This is a genomic window from Rothia similimucilaginosa, assembly GCF_029850875.1.
In the GTDB taxonomy this organism is placed as follows: domain Bacteria; phylum Actinomycetota; class Actinomycetes; order Actinomycetales; family Micrococcaceae; genus Rothia.
Map to the genome: position 1 here is coordinate 236,156 of NZ_JAOVAM010000002.1, position 15,173 is coordinate 251,328.

12 protein-coding genes and 1 riboswitch are annotated in these 15,173 nt (G+C 61.7%); all 12 genes read left to right on the top strand.

Features of this window, described 5'->3' with window-relative positions; translation table 11 throughout:
- Positions 1-38: 38 nt before the first annotated feature.
- The 12 genes from QFX05_RS02585 (at position 39) to QFX05_RS02640 (ending at position 15,095) form a co-directional block, all read left to right on the top strand.
- Positions 39-938 (top strand): ACP S-malonyltransferase, encoded by a 900-nt coding sequence (locus QFX05_RS02585; protein WP_279740665.1) that lies wholly within the window; start codon positions 39-41, stop codon positions 936-938.
- 116 nt (positions 939-1,054) lie between these two features.
- Positions 1,055-2,080, top strand: coding sequence for a beta-ketoacyl-ACP synthase III (locus tag QFX05_RS02590; RefSeq protein ID WP_279740666.1), 1,026 nt, complete (start codon positions 1,055-1,057; stop codon positions 2,078-2,080).
- Between the two features lie 202 nt (positions 2,081-2,282).
- Positions 2,283-2,525 carry an acyl carrier protein gene (locus QFX05_RS02595; protein WP_005507475.1) on the top strand — a complete coding sequence of 81 codons (243 nt, stop codon included), beginning with the start codon at positions 2,283-2,285 and terminating at the stop codon, positions 2,523-2,525.
- Positions 2,526-2,738: 213 nt separating this feature from the next.
- The gene (gene fabF / locus QFX05_RS02600; RefSeq protein WP_279740668.1) at positions 2,739-4,010 is read left to right on the top strand and encodes a beta-ketoacyl-ACP synthase II; all 1,272 of its coding nucleotides are present in this window, start codon (positions 2,739-2,741) and stop codon (positions 4,008-4,010) included.
- A gap of 1,159 nt (positions 4,011-5,169) precedes the next feature.
- Positions 5,170-5,369: riboswitch (FMN riboswitch) on the top strand.
- A gap of 377 nt (positions 5,370-5,746) precedes the next feature.
- Positions 5,747-6,478, top strand: coding sequence for a nicotinamide riboside transporter PnuC (gene pnuC, locus QFX05_RS02605; protein WP_279740670.1), 732 nt, complete (start codon positions 5,747-5,749; stop codon positions 6,476-6,478).
- Between the two features lies 1 nt (position 6,479).
- Entirely contained in the window at positions 6,480-7,733 is a 1,254-nt protein-coding gene (ribD, locus tag QFX05_RS02610; protein ID WP_279740752.1) for a bifunctional diaminohydroxyphosphoribosylaminopyrimidine deaminase/5-amino-6-(5-phosphoribosylamino)uracil reductase RibD, read from the top strand.
- Positions 7,734-8,055: 322 nt separating this feature from the next.
- Positions 8,056-9,348 (top strand): 3,4-dihydroxy-2-butanone-4-phosphate synthase, encoded by a 1,293-nt coding sequence (ribB, locus tag QFX05_RS02615; RefSeq protein ID WP_279740672.1) that lies wholly within the window; start codon positions 8,056-8,058, stop codon positions 9,346-9,348.
- An 8-nt stretch (positions 9,349-9,356) separates the two neighbouring features.
- Entirely contained in the window at positions 9,357-10,145 is a 789-nt protein-coding gene (locus tag QFX05_RS02620) for a GTP cyclohydrolase II (protein ID WP_279740674.1), read from the top strand.
- 87 nt (positions 10,146-10,232) lie between these two features.
- The gene (gene ribH, locus QFX05_RS02625) at positions 10,233-10,709 is read left to right on the top strand and encodes a 6,7-dimethyl-8-ribityllumazine synthase (RefSeq protein ID WP_279740676.1); all 477 of its coding nucleotides are present in this window, start codon (positions 10,233-10,235) and stop codon (positions 10,707-10,709) included.
- Between the two features lie 259 nt (positions 10,710-10,968).
- Positions 10,969-12,579, top strand: a complete 1,611-nt coding sequence (locus tag QFX05_RS02630) for an anthranilate synthase component I (RefSeq protein WP_279740677.1) — start codon at positions 10,969-10,971, stop codon at positions 12,577-12,579.
- A gap of 14 nt (positions 12,580-12,593) precedes the next feature.
- Positions 12,594-13,409: an indole-3-glycerol phosphate synthase TrpC gene (gene trpC / locus QFX05_RS02635; protein WP_279740679.1), complete on the top strand. Its 816-nt coding sequence runs from the start codon at positions 12,594-12,596 to the stop codon at positions 13,407-13,409.
- 243 nt (positions 13,410-13,652) lie between these two features.
- On the top strand, positions 13,653-15,095 hold the full coding sequence (locus QFX05_RS02640) for a hypothetical protein (protein WP_279740680.1): 1,443 nt from the start codon (positions 13,653-13,655) through the stop codon (positions 15,093-15,095).
- Positions 15,096-15,173: the final 78 nt, after the last annotated feature.

Below are 15,173 nucleotides of genomic sequence, written 5' to 3' on the forward strand. Positions count from 1 at the left end.
CCGCGTACGAGTATTAAAAACTAGAAAGGTCGCACCGCATGCGCGCACTCGTTTGCCCCGGACAGGGTTCTCAGAAGAAAGGCTTCCTGAGCCCCTGGCTCGAGATTGAAGGTGTGCGTGAGCACCTGGAACGACTCTCCGAAGCGGCAGGCATCGACCTAATTCACTACGGCACTGAAGCCGAAGAAGAAACCATCAAGGACACCGCAATCGCCCAGCCCCTCATCGTGGCTGCAGGCATCGTCACCGGTCGCCTCGCACTGCACGAACTCGACGGTGAAGAGCTCATCTTCGCGGGCCACTCCGTCGGCGAAATCACAGCAGCGGCACTTGCAGGCGTACTCAGCGACGAAGACGCAATGCGTTTCGTGCGCGTGCGCGCCAACGGCATGGCGGAGGCGGCAGCCGCCTCCCCGACCGGCATGGCTGCAGTACTCGGAGGCGTTGAAGAAAACGTCCGCGAAGCCATCGACGCAGCAGGCCTCGTCGCAGCAAACTCCAACGGCGGCGGCCAGATCGTAGCCGCAGGCCCCATCCCCGCCATTGAAGCATTCGCCGCGAACCCGCCCGCACGCGCACGCGTCATCCCTCTGAAGGTCGCTGGCGCATTCCACACCGAGGCAATGGCACCCGCCGTGCCCGCACTGGAAGAGTTCGCCGTTGCCCTGCAGGTATCCGACCCGACCTCCGCGCTACTGACCAACCGCGACGGTTCCGCAGTGGCATCCGGTGAAGAGTTCGTCAAGACCCTCGTCTCCCAGGTGACCAGCCCCGTGCGCTGGGATTTGTGCATGGCAACCCTGCTTGAACGTGAAGTCGCCAGCATTATCGAGGTCGCCCCCGCAGGCACCCTGGTCGGGCTGGCAAAGCGCGCGATGCGCGGCGTGCCCGGCACCTCCATCAACGCTCCGGAGGACCTCGCCTCACTGAAGGGCTAAACGCCAGAGGAGAGAACCCAGCTCTCCCTGCGCTAGGAACCCTTCACACTAGACATGCACTTTAGATATGCGAGGCACACAGTGTCTTGCGAGCATCAGCACTAAGGATTGAATACGTGACTACCCTCAAGCAGTACGAAATCAACCGCTACTCCCGCATCCTCGGTTACGGCGCAGCCCGCGGTGAGGTCATCGTCCCCAACGATGACATCGTTGAGGCAATCGACTCCTCCGACGAGTGGATAAAGCAGCGCACCGGCATCGCAACTCGCCACCGCGCCAGCGAAAACCAGTCCGTAACTGACCTCGCCATCGGTGCCGCCAAGGACGCCCTGGCGGCATCCGGTGTAGCCGGTGAGGACATTGAGGCGGTCATCATCTCGACCATCTCGCACCCCTACGCAACTCCCTCCCTGGCAACCCTGGTCGCCGATGCAATCGGCTCCAAGTGCCCCGCATACGATATCTCCGCAGCGTGTGCAGGTTTCTGCTACGGCATCGCCCAGGCAGACGCCCTCGTCCGCGCAGGCACCGCAAAGCACGCGCTGGTCATCGGCGTTGAGAAGCTCTCCGACTTCATTGACAACACCGAACGCACCATCTCCTTCCTGCTCGGCGACGGCGCAGGCGCAGCAGTCGTGGGCGTTTCCGACGAACCCGGTATCGCTCCCACTGTATGGGGTTCGGACGGCTCCCGCTGGGGCACCGTTGGCATGGACCGCTCGATGCTAGACATTCGCAACCGCGACTTCGTAGCAAACCCCGTACAGGAAGGCGAAAAGATCTGGCCCACCCTGCGACAGGACGGCCCCTCCGTCTTCCGCTGGGCAGTATGGGAAATGGCAAAGGTCGCCAAGCAGGCACTCGAAACCGCCGGCATCATCCCCGACGAGCTTGGCGCGCTCATCCCGCACCAGGCAAACGCCCGCATCATTGACCAGATGGTCAAGACCCTCAAGCTTCCCGACACGGTGGCAGTGGCACGCGATATCGTTGATGCTGGTAACACCTCCGCCGCATCGGTCCCCCTCGCCGCACATCGCCTGCTTAAGGAGAACCCGGAACTCTCCGGCAAGTTCGCCCTGCAGATTGGCTTCGGTGCCGGCCTGGCATTCGCAGCTCAGGTAGTCGTCCTTCCCTAAGGAAAACCACAAGAGCCCGATGCTCACCGCCCCTCATAACCGGCACCACACCGGTGCACGAGAAAGAAAATAAAGCGGGAAAGCATCCCCTAAACTCCGAGTTTCCGCATGCGTACACCACGTAGACACGATAAACTCGGTAATGCACGCGTACCCCCAACCGGCGGGTGCGATGACCATCGAACAACAAAGGAGCCCCTGAATGGCTAACAAGGAAGAGATCCTCGCAGGTCTGGCAGAAATCGTTAACGAAGAGACCGGCGTTGAGGTTGAGGACGTTCAGCTAGACAAGTCCTTCACCGAGGACCTGGACATCGACTCCATCTCGATGATGACCATCGTCGTGAACGCTGAGGAGAAGTTCGAGGTGACCATCCCGGACGAAGAGGTCAAGAACCTCAAGACCGTTGGCGACGCAGTCGAGTTCATCGCGAACGCTGCCTAAGCTATCACCAATAACGATGCGGCGCGGGCTCTCACCGGCCCGCGCCGCATCGCTGTTTACCCAACTAACCCAATACACCCCGGGAATACAGCGAGGAACCCGCAGTGCGGACCCCACGCGGAACACACACGTATACCCCCCGGGACCTACAGGTTTTTATCCACACACCACCGGATAAACCACCAAATCGACCACCGAAGAGAAAGTGCCACAATGTCTCGAAAAGTGCTGGTGACCGGCCTCGGCGCGACCACCCCCATTGGCGGCGACGTCCCCACCACCTGGGAAAACGCAACCAAGGGCGTATCTGGTGTATCTACCCTTGATTACCCCTGGGTCAAGGAATACGACCTGCCCGTATACATTGCAGGCCAGCTCGCCGTGCCCGCCCTCGAATCCGGCCGCCTCACCAAGGTAGAAGCAAAGCGCCTGGATCCCTCGGGTCAGCTCGCCCTCATCGCCGCACGCGAAGCATGGGAAGACGCAGGATTCACCGGCCCCGACGCCGACTCTGCAGAAGAAGTTGACCCCGAGCGCACCGGCGTAGCCTTCGGCACCGGCATTGGTGGCGTGTGGACCCTCCTCGACGCATGGGACACCCTCCGTGAGAAGGGTCCCCGCCGCGTCCTACCCATGACTGTTCCGATGCTTATGCCCAACGGTAACGCAGCAGCAGTCTCCATGAACCTCAAGGCACGTGCCGCAGCGCAGACCGTCGTCTCCGCATGTGCATCCTCCACCGAGGCCATGCAGCTGGGTGCCGAAATGATTCGTAGCGGCAAGGCTGACGTGGTCATCGTTGGTGGCGCTGAAGCAGCTATCCACCCGCTACCCATGGCAGCATTCGCCAAGATGCAGGCACTCTCCTCCCGGAACAACGAACCCGAAAAGGCATCTCGCCCCTACGACGTCGACCGCGATGGCTTCGTCATGGGTGAAGGTGCAGCAGCACTCATCCTCGAATCTGAAGAGCATGCCAAGGCACGCGGCGCACGCGTCTACGCGGAACTAGCAGGCACCGGCGTATCCGCCGACTCCTACCACATCACCGCACCGGACCCCGCAGCACTCGGCGCAACCCGCGCACTGCGCGAAGCCCTCGAAGATGGCAACATTGACCCGAAGACCGTCGTGCACATCAACGCGCACGCCACCAGTACCCCTGCCGGTGACCTGCCTGAAGCAACCGCAATGCACGAAACCTTCGGCGAGCACACCAAGAACATCGCCGTCTCCGCAACCAAGTCCATGACCGGCCACCTGCTCGGCGGTGCGGGTGCCCTTGAGGCTGTGCTGACCGTCCTGGCTCTGCACCACCGTATCGCACCCTGCACCATCAACCTGGACAACAAGGACCCCCAGATTGACCTGGATGTGGTGACCGAGGCTCGCGAGCTACCCGCCGGCGACATCGTGGCACTGTCGAACTCCTTCGGTTTCGGCGGTCACAATGCTGTTGTAGCGTTCCGCTCAGTAGAGGGCTAAAACTCTTCGACAGCCTCATAGAAAGGGCACGTCGGAAATGCTAGCGGGGGAGTGCCATCTCTGCGGCGCCCCTAATCATCAATAACCCAGCCGCCTTGAAGATGGAGTCCCGTCGTATTCCCGAGAGGCACCCTCTGGAGGCTTGGCAATAAACAGGGGCGCCTGCGATAGATGTCTATCGTAGGCGCCCCTGTTTGCGTATGAAGTTTTACCTGCGGGTTAGTTGTTTGAGAAGTTGTACCGTACACCGCTCGCGGGGGAGTGCCCCCACCTCGCGTGTCCGGTACACACTCTAGGTCGCCTGCCCCTCGGGGAAAGATATAAAGGGGTAGCTTCTCGGGGTAGTTTGCCTCAGTCCGGGGCATATGAGGTCGGTGTGGGGCTGAGTTTCGTGTGCAGCTCTCCTGAGTGTGGGTAGGCAGGGTTTTACACGTTATAAACGGGTGGCGTATTCGCTCCTGTACTGCGAATACGCCACCCAAACACACCACACTCCACAAGACAATGCAGAGCGCACGGGATCAACCATCCCGTAAGGTTCCCGTAACTCCCATCGCGCACCGCGGTAGGCGACGACAGAAGAATGGGAGTTTATGACCGGTTGACACACACAGAGCCCCATAGAAAGGTGGACGCTGTGCGTTCTTCTGGAAGTTTATCGGAAGAGCTCCCCCGCCGGTTCCGCTTTTCTAGCTTCAAATGGCAGAAGCTTAAGGGTTTGATGTGAGTGCTCGGATGGTCCGAATCATGTCGTTCCCAACGGAACCGGTTTATCGGTGATGGGCGCTCCTGTAGATAAGAATAACCTTAAACCACCCCTGAACTAATCCTTAAACCAATAATTTAATCTTATTTTATAATTCCTTGTCGTAAAGGTAGTGATGGGTGTTCAATATGCTCTGGGTAATCCGCTGGAAACCGCTGTAACTCTTTGGCCTGTTTAGCACTCTCCACCGTTATGAAACCGTGATAAATCATCCCCGAAAAGTTGAAGAACAGAACTCCTAAATGACTCCACAGGTGACTGTCGATAGAAGCAAGCTGATGGGTCTTGAAAACGTACTCGGAACGTGGTCACAAAACGTCATCTTGTCACGGAAGTTATCCCAGAGAAAACAAATTAAAACCCCGGCGTGCGCTGTGGCATAATCAGTATCAACATCGTGCTCCGGGGTCGGTGAAATTCCGAACCGGCGGTCACAGCCCGCGAACCACTCTCGCAGGCAGGCAAAGAATCATACGAATCTTCGCATCCGGGCAGGACGCCAAGACTCCGCTAGAGACGCCCGCTTGCAAGAGAGGCCGAACCGGTGAAAATCCGGTGCCGACAGTACAGTCTGGATGGAAGGTAGCACGAGCAGAAAAAGGCAGGAGCGCACTCCGCCGAGCCTCCCGAGAAACCTCGAGGTAGCGTGTAGGGTGCACCGAAGCAGTTATTTGAGAAAACTGTTGCTCGAGAAAAATACTTGAGAAAACCGTTGCCCAAGGGCACAGCGGTTTTCTGTATGACGGGGGAGAGGCACCTTTCGTAGGTGCCGGTACATTATTCCCCTCGACCGCAGTCACTGATTTCAGCCATGGTGGGCTGATTCGCCGCTCCCGCCTCAGCACGGATACCGGGCACTCCCTAAGAACCCCGCGTTAGCCGCGCCTTTTTCTGTTCCTCTCCCCGGAGCCGCCGCAGATGCGCACACAGCGCATCCGACACACGGTCCAACTCAGAGAGGAAAGAAACAATGGACATTGTGCGGTGGCTCTTCGACGCACAAATTCACGTGGGGGACCAGTCTCTCCTCGTGCGCGAAGTTCTCGGAAACGCATTCGGCTTGGCATCGGCGCTCGGTGGCATGCGACGCAAAGTATGGGCGTGGCCCGTCGGCATTCTCGGCAACCTACTGCTCCTCACTGTCTTCCTGGGCGCCCTCGTCGGCAGCCCGCACCCCGTGACCATGCTCGGCCAGGCAGGCCGACAGGTCATGTTTATTGCCGTGTCCATCTGGGGCTGGCACCGCTGGCGCGTAACCCGCGCCTCCGGCGGTGACGCCTCCGAAGGTGTCGCGGTAATCCCCAAGTGGGCTACCAACACCGAACGCACAGGCCTGGTTGTCGCTATGGTTGCAGGTACTCTGCTGCTCACCCCCATCTTCCGCGCCCTCGGCTCCTACGAACCGGTCTGGTCCGACGCCTGGATCTTCACCGGCTCACTGCTCGCCACTTACGGTATGGCGCGCGGTTGGGTTGAATTCTGGCTCATCTGGGTTGCCGTTGACCTGGTCGGTGTGCCGCTACTGTGGAACGCAGGCTACTACGCAACCTCCTTCATGTACGTGTTCTACGGATGCTTCACCCTGATTGGCTTCTTCGTCTGGTGGCGCACCCGCAACCTGGAGGCGCAGAAGACTCAGGTGCAGACCCAGTTCCCCGACGTGGCCGTTGAGGTAACCGATGTACAGAAGGGTCGTGCTTAAGATGTCGCAGAACCCCTCGCTGCAGGTGCTGGCGAGCGCACACCAGCCCGCAACTGTTGCCCCGAGTGTATCTTTGCCGCACAACGATTTGGACTACTCCGCCGCGGAGTACGGGCACCTTGCCGGGCTGGCCGCCGCACGCACTCTCCAGCTGCCCGGCCCCGAGCAGACTCTCAGCCACGCAGAAGCTATGACCCTGGCACTGCAGGCGGCACGCCAGGGTATCCGCGGCGCGAACCCGCTTGTCGGCGCCGTTATCACCGACGCGCACGGGCACGTGCTGCACGTGGGCTACCACCGAGGTGCAGGCACCCCGCACGCCGAAGCCGACGCTCTCGCCGCCGCCCGTGCTGCGGGAACTGACCTTACCGGCGCCCGCATGTACGTGAGTCTCGAGCCCTGCAACCATACCGGACGCACCGGCCCCTGCTCCCACGCCGTCGCCGAGGCGGGCATTAGCGAACTCTACTACGCCTACAGCGACGACACCGAAAACGCTGCCGGAGGTGCCGCCTACCTGCGCTCGCAGGGCGTCACCGTGCACGCCATGGAGGAATTCGCGAACGCATCCTACCTGCTGAACGAGCGCTGGTTCATTGCCGCCGCCGAACGCCGCCCTTTCATCACCGCAAAGAGCGCCTCCACCCTGGACGGGTTCATCGCGGCTGCTGACGGCACGAGCAAGTGGATTACCGGCCCCGCCGCGCGCATTGACGGGCACCTGATTCGTCACCGCGCCGACGCCGTCATGATCGGCACCCGAACCACCCTCATGGACGACCCGACCCTGGACGCGCGCGACGCCAACGGGGAACGCTTCAAGAAGCAGCCGCTGCGCGTGGTCATGGGCAAAACCGAGATTACCGAGAACTACCGCGTGCGCGGCCTCAACCCGCCCGAAGGTGTGGAGGCGGACCCGCAGAACTTCCTACAGGTCTTCACCCACGACCCGCGTGAACTGCTCGACGAGCTGTACGCCCGCGGGGTGCGGCACCTCATGATTGAGGGCGGCCCCGGCATGGTCGGCCTCTTCGCCGGTGAAGACCTCATCGACGAGATGGTCTGGTACCGCGCTCCCATGATCATGGGGCAAGGTAAGAGCGCCGTGTACCGTCTGTTCGTGGACACCCTGGCGCAGGCACTGCGCATGAAGCTGGATGACCTGGGCATGTTCCCGGCGGTGCGCGTGCTCGGCAATGACACCGCAACGCACCTGGTGCCGGCACCTCGCGGAACTGCGCAGGACTCCGGGTAGCGGCGCACCCCGGCGAAGCTGGATGCCTGCCACGCGCCCGAACCGAGGCTGGACTAGTCGCGGCTGGACTAGCATCCGCCTGGGTTGAGCGCGGGCGGGGGAGTAATACCTCAAGGAGAACCTCCGCCTGCGCCCGAATAGTTGGCGCTGGCTAGTTCATGCCAGCTGATTCATACCGGCTGGTTCGCATGCTGGCACAAAACCTCCCCGTCACGGGGAATATTCGAAAAATACGTATAGTTATACCGACGAACAAACCATCGCCGCCCGTCGCCCTCAACGACGACGCCCCGGCGGACACGGCGAGAAAAGGAAAGCACACATGTTTACCGGAATCATTGGCGCCCTCGGCACCGTAGAATCCATCACTCCCATCGAAGGTAGCGACGCAGCCTACCTGACCCTCAACGCCGGAGATGTCGTCGCCGACCTCGAACACGGCGGATCCCTCGCCGTCAACGGTGTATGCCTCACCGCTATCGACCTCGACCAGCTACAGCCCGGCCAGTTCCGCACCTACGCCATGGGCGAGACGCTGCGCCGCACCAACCTCGGCAACCTGAACCCGGGTGACACCGTCAACCTGGAGCGCTGCCTGCCCGCCGGTGGCCGCTTCGACGGTCACGTCGTGCAGGGTCACGTGGATGCGGTGGGCACCCTCGCATCCGTTACTGCGCACGAGGCATGGAGTACCCTGCGCTTCAACTTGCCCGCCGACCTGGCACCCCTGCTCGCTGAGAAGGGATCCATCGCTGTTTCTGGAGTGTCTCTGACCGTCACCGCAGTATCTGAGCCCGGCGAAACCCCCGCGTGGTTCGAGGTTGGCCTGATTCCCGAAACTCTGAAGGCAACCAACCTCGGCGCTCTCAAGGTCGGCGACAGCGTGAACCTTGAGACCGATGCGCTCGCTAAGTACGTGCAACGTCTGACCGCATTCGCTGGCGTACCGCAGACCGGCCCTGCACACTCCGGTGAGCAGGTTGCGCCGCGCCGCGCCGACGCCGCAACCGTCCTTGACAGCGTGCAGACCGCAGTGGACGCTATCGCCGCAGGTCGCGCCGTAGTCGTCGTCGACGATGAAGACCGCGAAAACGAAGGCGATATCATCTTCGCTGCCGAGCACGCAACCCCCGAGCTGATGGGCTTCATGATCCGCTACACCTCCGGCGTGGTCTGCGCGCCCCTGAGCAATAAGCGTGCCGACGAGATGAACCTGCCGCCCATGGTTGCCAACAACGAGGACCCCAAGGGCACCGCATACACCGTCTCTTGCGATGCGGCATCCGGCGTGAGCACCGGCATCTCCGCGGCAGATCGCGCACGCACCGTGCAGATCCTCGCGGATACTTCCTCCACCCCGGCTGACATCACCCGCCCGGGCCACATCTTCCCGCTGCGCGCCGTTGACGGCGGCGTGGCGGAGCGTCCCGGCCACACTGAAGCCGCAGTGGAACTCTCCCGCGCGGCGGGCCTGTCCGGTGTGGGTGTTATCGCCGAGGTTGTGCACGACGACGGTTCCATGATGCGTTTCGACGCCCTGCGCGCCTTCGCCACCGAACATAACCTACCCATGATCTCTATCGAAGACCTCATCAAGTACGTAGCTAAAGCGTAGGAGAACGCATGAGCGAAAACCCTAACACCCAGGCAACGCCGGGCACCTTGGCAGATCCGGTCATCTTGGTCGAGCCGGTTGAGGCGCAGGCTGAAGAGCTCAGCGCCAAATCCCTGCGCATCGCCTCCCAGCTCGCTGAAGGCTATCGAGTCAGCCCCCTCGACATGGTGCCCAGCCCCAGCCCGCTGCTGGTCGAAAGCACCGAAGAGGTCGCCGTACCCACCCCCCAGGGTCTGTTCGGTTTGCGCGCCTGGCGATTTGCAGATGGTGCCGAGCACCTCAGTGCCCGTGCCCTCGACCCTGATGGTGCCCCCGTACCTGCCGAGGATGGGGGAGCGCCCGCAGTACGTGTCCATTCTGAATGCGCCACCGGTGACATTTTCGGTTCCTTCCGATGCGATTGCGGCCCCCAGCTGGAGAACGGCCTGCGCATCCTCAACCGCACCGGCGGGTACCTCATCTACGTGCGCAACCACGAAGGACGCGGCATCGGCCTGGTCAACAAGCTCCGTGCCTACGCGCTGCAGGATGCCGGACTCGACACCCTCGACGCGAACCTGGTGCTCGGCCTGGACGGCGACATGCGCGACTACTCGCAGGCGGCACTGATCCTGCAGGAACTCGGTATGAACGAGCTGAGGCTCGTGACCAACAACCCCGCCAAGCGGGAGGCGCTCGAAAGCCTCGGCCTGCAGGTTACCGAACTCATCCCGGACGAAATTCCCGCTCGAGTCGAGAACGCACACTACCTGCAGACCAAGCGTGAGCGCATGCGCCATATGCTCAAAAGCGCATAGCGCACAGATTAGAAACCCTGCAGATAGCCCGTGTAACCCCCTGCACACTAAACTTTTCAAAAACCCACAACCCACAAGGAGAACACAATGAGCGGCGTAGGCGCAGCAGATATCACCCTCAACCCCGAAGACTACAGGGGCTTCAAGCTCGCAATCGTAGCGGCAAGCTGGCACACCCAGGTCATGGACGGCCTCATCGACGGTGCGCAGCGTGCAGCACGCGACGCAGGCCTCGAGCCGACCCTCGTGCGCGTTCCCGGTACCTTCGAACTGCCCGTCGCAGCAACCCGCCTCGCTGAGAAGTTTGACGCAATCGTCGCGCTCGGCGTGGTGATCCGCGGCGGCACCCCCCACTTCGACTACGTCTGCCAGGGCGCAACCAACGGCCTGACCGACGTGTCCGTGCTGACCGGCCGCCCCATCGGCTTCGGCGTGCTCACCTGCGACAACGAGCAGCAGGCACTCGACCGTGCAGGCCTGGAAGGTTCTAACGAAGATAAGGGCTACGAGGCAACCGCAGCGGCACTGCAGACCGCAGCAACCCTCAAGCAGTTCAGCAACTAACACCACTGAACGGTACGCGGCTCAGTTTCACGAAGAGACCTATTGACTCTTCACCGTGAAACTGGGTTGCAGCACCGGTTAAACTGAAACAACCCGCGCACCGGACTTACCGGGCTTTATCAGGCATAATCGGGCGTCTATGAATCTGGCATGTATGCACCAGAAAGATACATGCCGGCACATACGGTAAACCCCCGCGCGGCAGCTAAGGGACACAGCGCACCGACGCGCTCCCACCCCAACACCAAGGAGTACAGCAATGCAGGATTTGGGCACTATCACCCCCAGCCTCGAAGAATTTCGCGCCCGCGCAGCCAGCACCCGCGTCATTCCCGTACACATCAAAATCCTCGCCGACTCACTCACCCCCATCGGCATCTACCGAGCCCTCGTACTCCAAAACGACCAGGGCGAACCGGTCGAAGCAGCCCACGGTACCTTCCTGCTCGAATCCGCCAAAATCTCTGCAGAAGGCGAATCCGCAGCCTGGGACCGCTACTCCTTCATCGGCGCGTCCTCCCGCTCCACTCTCACCACCGTCGACGGCGCAGTCCACTGGCAGGGACGCACCCCCGCTGGCGCACCCGTCGACGGTGACCCCGTAGAAGCCATCGCCAAGACCCTGCAGATGCTCTACACCGAACCCGACCCGACCCTGCCGCCGCTCACCTCCGGATTGGTCGGCTACCTCGGCTGGGACGTCGTCCGCCACTGGGAGCACCTACCCTTCCCGCCTGCTGATGACGTGAACCTACCCGAATTTGCACTCAACATGGTCTCCGACATGGCAATCCACGACAATAAGGACGGCACCGTCCTACTCGTCGCCAACGCCATCAACTTCAACGGCACCAGCGAAAACGTCGACGGCGCCTACGAAGATGCCGTCGCGCGCCTGCACAGCATGCTCCGCCGCCTACAGCGCGGCGCCGCAGCCACCACCTCCATTCTCTCCGGCGTGGCAGACGTAGACCGTAAGGTCCGCGAAGACGTCACCCTCACCTGGAGCGAACAGGGCTTTAAGGATGCCATCGACCGCTCCAAGAAAAACATCATCGACGGCGACGTCTTCCAAATCGTGCTCTCACGCCGATTCGAAGCCGAAACCAACGCCAAGGCCCTCGACGTGTACCGTGTACTGCGCCAGTCCAACCCCTCGCCGTACATGTACCTCTTCAACTTCGAAGACAGCAACGGCACCCCCTTCCATATTGTCGGATCCTCCCCGGAGGCGCTCGTCACCCTCAAGGACGGCATCGCCAGCACCCACCCCATCGCCGGTTCCCGCCCGCGCGGCGCAACCCGCGAAGAGGACCTCGCGCTCGCTGAGGAGTTGCTCGCCGACCAGAAGGAACGCTCTGAACACCTTATGCTCGTCGACCTGGCACGCAACGACCTCTCGCGCATCGCCAAGCCCGGCACTGTGTCCGTCGACCAGTTCATGATCATTGAGCGTTTCAGCCACATCATGCACATTTCATCCGCCGTTAGCGCCGAACTCGACCCGCAGTTCAGTGCCTACGATGTGCTACGTGTCGCCTTCCCGGCGGGCACCCTTTCCGGCGCGCCCAAGCCGCGCGCCATGCAGCTCATCGACGAATATGAACCCACCCGCCGCGGCGTCTACGGCGGCGTGTGCGGCTACTTTGACTTCGCCGGCAACATGGACATGGCAATCGCCATCCGCACCGCCGTCCTCAAGGAAGGCACCGCCTACGTACAGGCAGGTGCGGGCCTCGTCATGGACTCCAACCCGGACTCCGAAACCCTCGAAACCGTCAACAAGTCCGCCGCCCCGCTGCGCGCGGTGCTGACCGCCTCCGGCCTGGCACCGCTGGACGCAGACGCAGCCCTCAACGCCACCAAGTAACCCAAGGAGACACCATGAGCACCGTTCTCGACGAGATCATTGTCGGCGTCCGCGAAGACCTCGCCGCCCGTGTACAGCAGGTTCCCCTTGAGGAAATAAAGAAGCGCGCCCTCGCAGCTGCACCCGCCCGCGATGCACTCGACTCCCTACGCGGCGAAGTACCCGGCGGCGGCAACGGCACCACCGCACGCATTATTTCTGAGGTGAAGCGCTCCTCACCCTCCAAGGGTGCACTCGGCGAAATCCCGGACCCCGCCGCGCTCGCCGCACGCTACGAAGCAGGGGGCGCCGCAGCAATTTCCGTGCTCACCGAACAGCGCCGATTCAACGGCTCCCTCGCCGATCTTGACGCAGTCCGCGCCGCCGTGAACATCCCCGTGCTGCGCAAGGACTTCACCGTCGACGAATACCAGATCTGGGAGGCACGCGCACACGGCGCCGACCTGGTGCTGCTCATTGTCGCAGCCCTCGACGAGCAGACCCTGTGCGAGTTCCTCGAACTCACCGAATCGCTCGGCATGAATGCCCTCGTCGAAACCCACACCCCCGAAGAAATCGAAGTCGCCCAGCGCATCGGCGCCAAGATTGTGGGTATCAACGTGCGTAACCTCAAGACCCTCGAAGTCAACAACGAGCACTACGCATCCCTCGCAGCGCACCTGCCCAACTCCGTCATCAAGGTCGCTGAATCCGGTGTCGCCGGCATCGAGGACGTGCGCGCCTACGCCGGCGCTGGCGCCGATGCGGTCCTCATCGGTGAAGCGCTGGTACGCTCCGGCGATCCGGAGGGTACCGTGCGTGAATTCTCCAAGGTGCCTGTGACCCGATAGGTCGTTCTCTTGTCATAAGGCCGGTGTCTGCCATGAAGCAGGCACCGGCCTTACTCTTTCTCAACGTCATATTACCCGCAGGTCGTGCGTTCACATTGAGATGCAGTCAGTTCGTTGATAGTCTACCCAAGGATAGTTCACCAAACTGCACCACATATATTGATTGGGTAACACGCACCACATCAAATGGACGCGGTGTCGGGACATCCATCATGCGTCCACACTACACTCGCGAGAATACTTATGGCTCAATCCCCAGAAAAATCTGTGTCCTTCATCGAACGCACCCTCTCTTCCGGTTCCTCCACCCGTCCCGTGCCCACCCTCGAAGCATCGCGTTCCTCAGCTGAAACCCTGGGGAGTAACACCGAGTTAACCAACCCCCAGAAGCTGGCCGCCTACCGCACCTGGATGCCCGCCCTCATCATCTGGGCACTAGCCTGCGCAACCCACCTCGGCACCTTCGCATACTCGCTCGCAGAAGACCAGCGAAACCCCCTCAGCCACGAGAACAAGAGCCATAATGGTTTCCTCTCCTACCTCAACATATGGGACGCCGGCTGGTACCGGGGAATCTATAAGGAGTGGTACCCCACCGAACTACCCCTGCGCGCCGACGGGTCCGTATCCTTCAACTCCTGGGCCTTCATGCCCCTCCACTCAATGATCAGCGGTAAAGTCGCTGACATTTTCGGTATCGAGTACCGCCTTGCCGCGGTCGGAGTCAGCCTCGCCGCCGGCCTCGCCTTGGCCGTTGTGCTCTACCGCCTCTTCATCGGCTCCCTGAACTGGCGTGACCGCGGCACCTTCGACACCCGCCCACTCGTTGGCGACGAAAGCCGAAACCGCATCGCCCTGTGGGCGCTCGCCGTGTACGCGTTCAGCCCGGCAAGCCCCATCTTCGTCACCGGTTACGCCGAGGCTCTTTCCACTCTGCTCCTTGCCCTGAGTGTGTGGTGTGTGGTGTGTGGCCGCTACATTCTGCTCCTTCCTGTGGCACTTCTGACGGCACTGTCCCGCCCGCTGGGTGTACCACTCGGCGCGTTCATAGGCCTATGGTGGTTCTGGTGCACCGTTTCTGACTATCTTGCCCGCCGCTCCGATGACTCCTCGCAGTCTGTCCTGTCGGATGCGTGGGCCGCGTTCCGCGGACGCTTCGTCCAGCTCCTCGGTGCCCTACTGGTCTGCAGTTTCGCCTTCGTACACCCCCTGCACGCGGCTCTGCGCACCGGACGCATGGACGCCTACCTCGCCACGGAACTCGGCTGGAGCTTCCGCAAGGTCGAAGACGGCCACCAGTACTTCGCCCAGTGGGTCCACCAATTCAACCTCTACTACGTGGGCTCCGTACCCGCCATCATCATGTGGGCCGCCCTGGTGCTCCTCATCCTGAGCTTCTACTGGTGGATGTCGCAGAAATTCACCCGCACCCTGCTACACCCCGCCCTGCGGCTGTGGACCGCCTGCTACGCCGGATACCTGTTCATCTTCTGGCTCCCGACGTCATCCACCGTACGTATTCTGCTGCCGCTGTTCCCCCTGTCGCTACTAATCGCCGCGTACCTGCCGAAGAGCCGCATGTACCGCCTCCTGCTGGTACTGGTGGGTCTGCTCGGCTCCGCCCTGTGGATGCGTCTGCTCTGGGGCGGCCCGGACGTGATTGGCCCCGTCTGGCTGCTGCCCTAAAATCAAAAATAGCTGCATAAAGCCGGTGCTCGGTTCTTGTCACGCAACAGGAACCGGGCACCGGCTTTTCACCTATTA

Bases quoted from the DNA above. Each gene is read 5' to 3' on its own strand.
- ribB (WP_279740672.1), top strand. From the start codon at position 8,056: ATGTTTACCGGAATCATTGGCGCCCTCGGCACCGTAGAATCCATCACT.
- ribH (WP_279740676.1), top strand. From the start codon at position 10,233: ATGAGCGGCGTAGGCGCAGCAGATATCACCCTCAACCCCGAAGACTAC.
- QFX05_RS02595 (WP_005507475.1), top strand. From the start codon at position 2,283: ATGGCTAACAAGGAAGAGATCCTCGCAGGTCTGGCAGAAATCGTTAAC.
- QFX05_RS02620 (WP_279740674.1), top strand. From the start codon at position 9,357: ATGAGCGAAAACCCTAACACCCAGGCAACGCCGGGCACCTTGGCAGAT.
- QFX05_RS02640 (WP_279740680.1), top strand. From the start codon at position 13,653: ATGGCTCAATCCCCAGAAAAATCTGTGTCCTTCATCGAACGCACCCTC.
- pnuC (WP_279740670.1), top strand. From the start codon at position 5,747: ATGGACATTGTGCGGTGGCTCTTCGACGCACAAATTCACGTGGGGGAC.
- trpC (WP_279740679.1), top strand. From the start codon at position 12,594: ATGAGCACCGTTCTCGACGAGATCATTGTCGGCGTCCGCGAAGACCTC.
- fabF (WP_279740668.1), top strand. From the start codon at position 2,739: ATGTCTCGAAAAGTGCTGGTGACCGGCCTCGGCGCGACCACCCCCATT.
- QFX05_RS02630 (WP_279740677.1), top strand. From the start codon at position 10,969: ATGCAGGATTTGGGCACTATCACCCCCAGCCTCGAAGAATTTCGCGCC.
- ribD (WP_279740752.1), top strand. From the start codon at position 6,480: ATGTCGCAGAACCCCTCGCTGCAGGTGCTGGCGAGCGCACACCAGCCC.
- QFX05_RS02585 (WP_279740665.1), top strand. From the start codon at position 39: ATGCGCGCACTCGTTTGCCCCGGACAGGGTTCTCAGAAGAAAGGCTTC.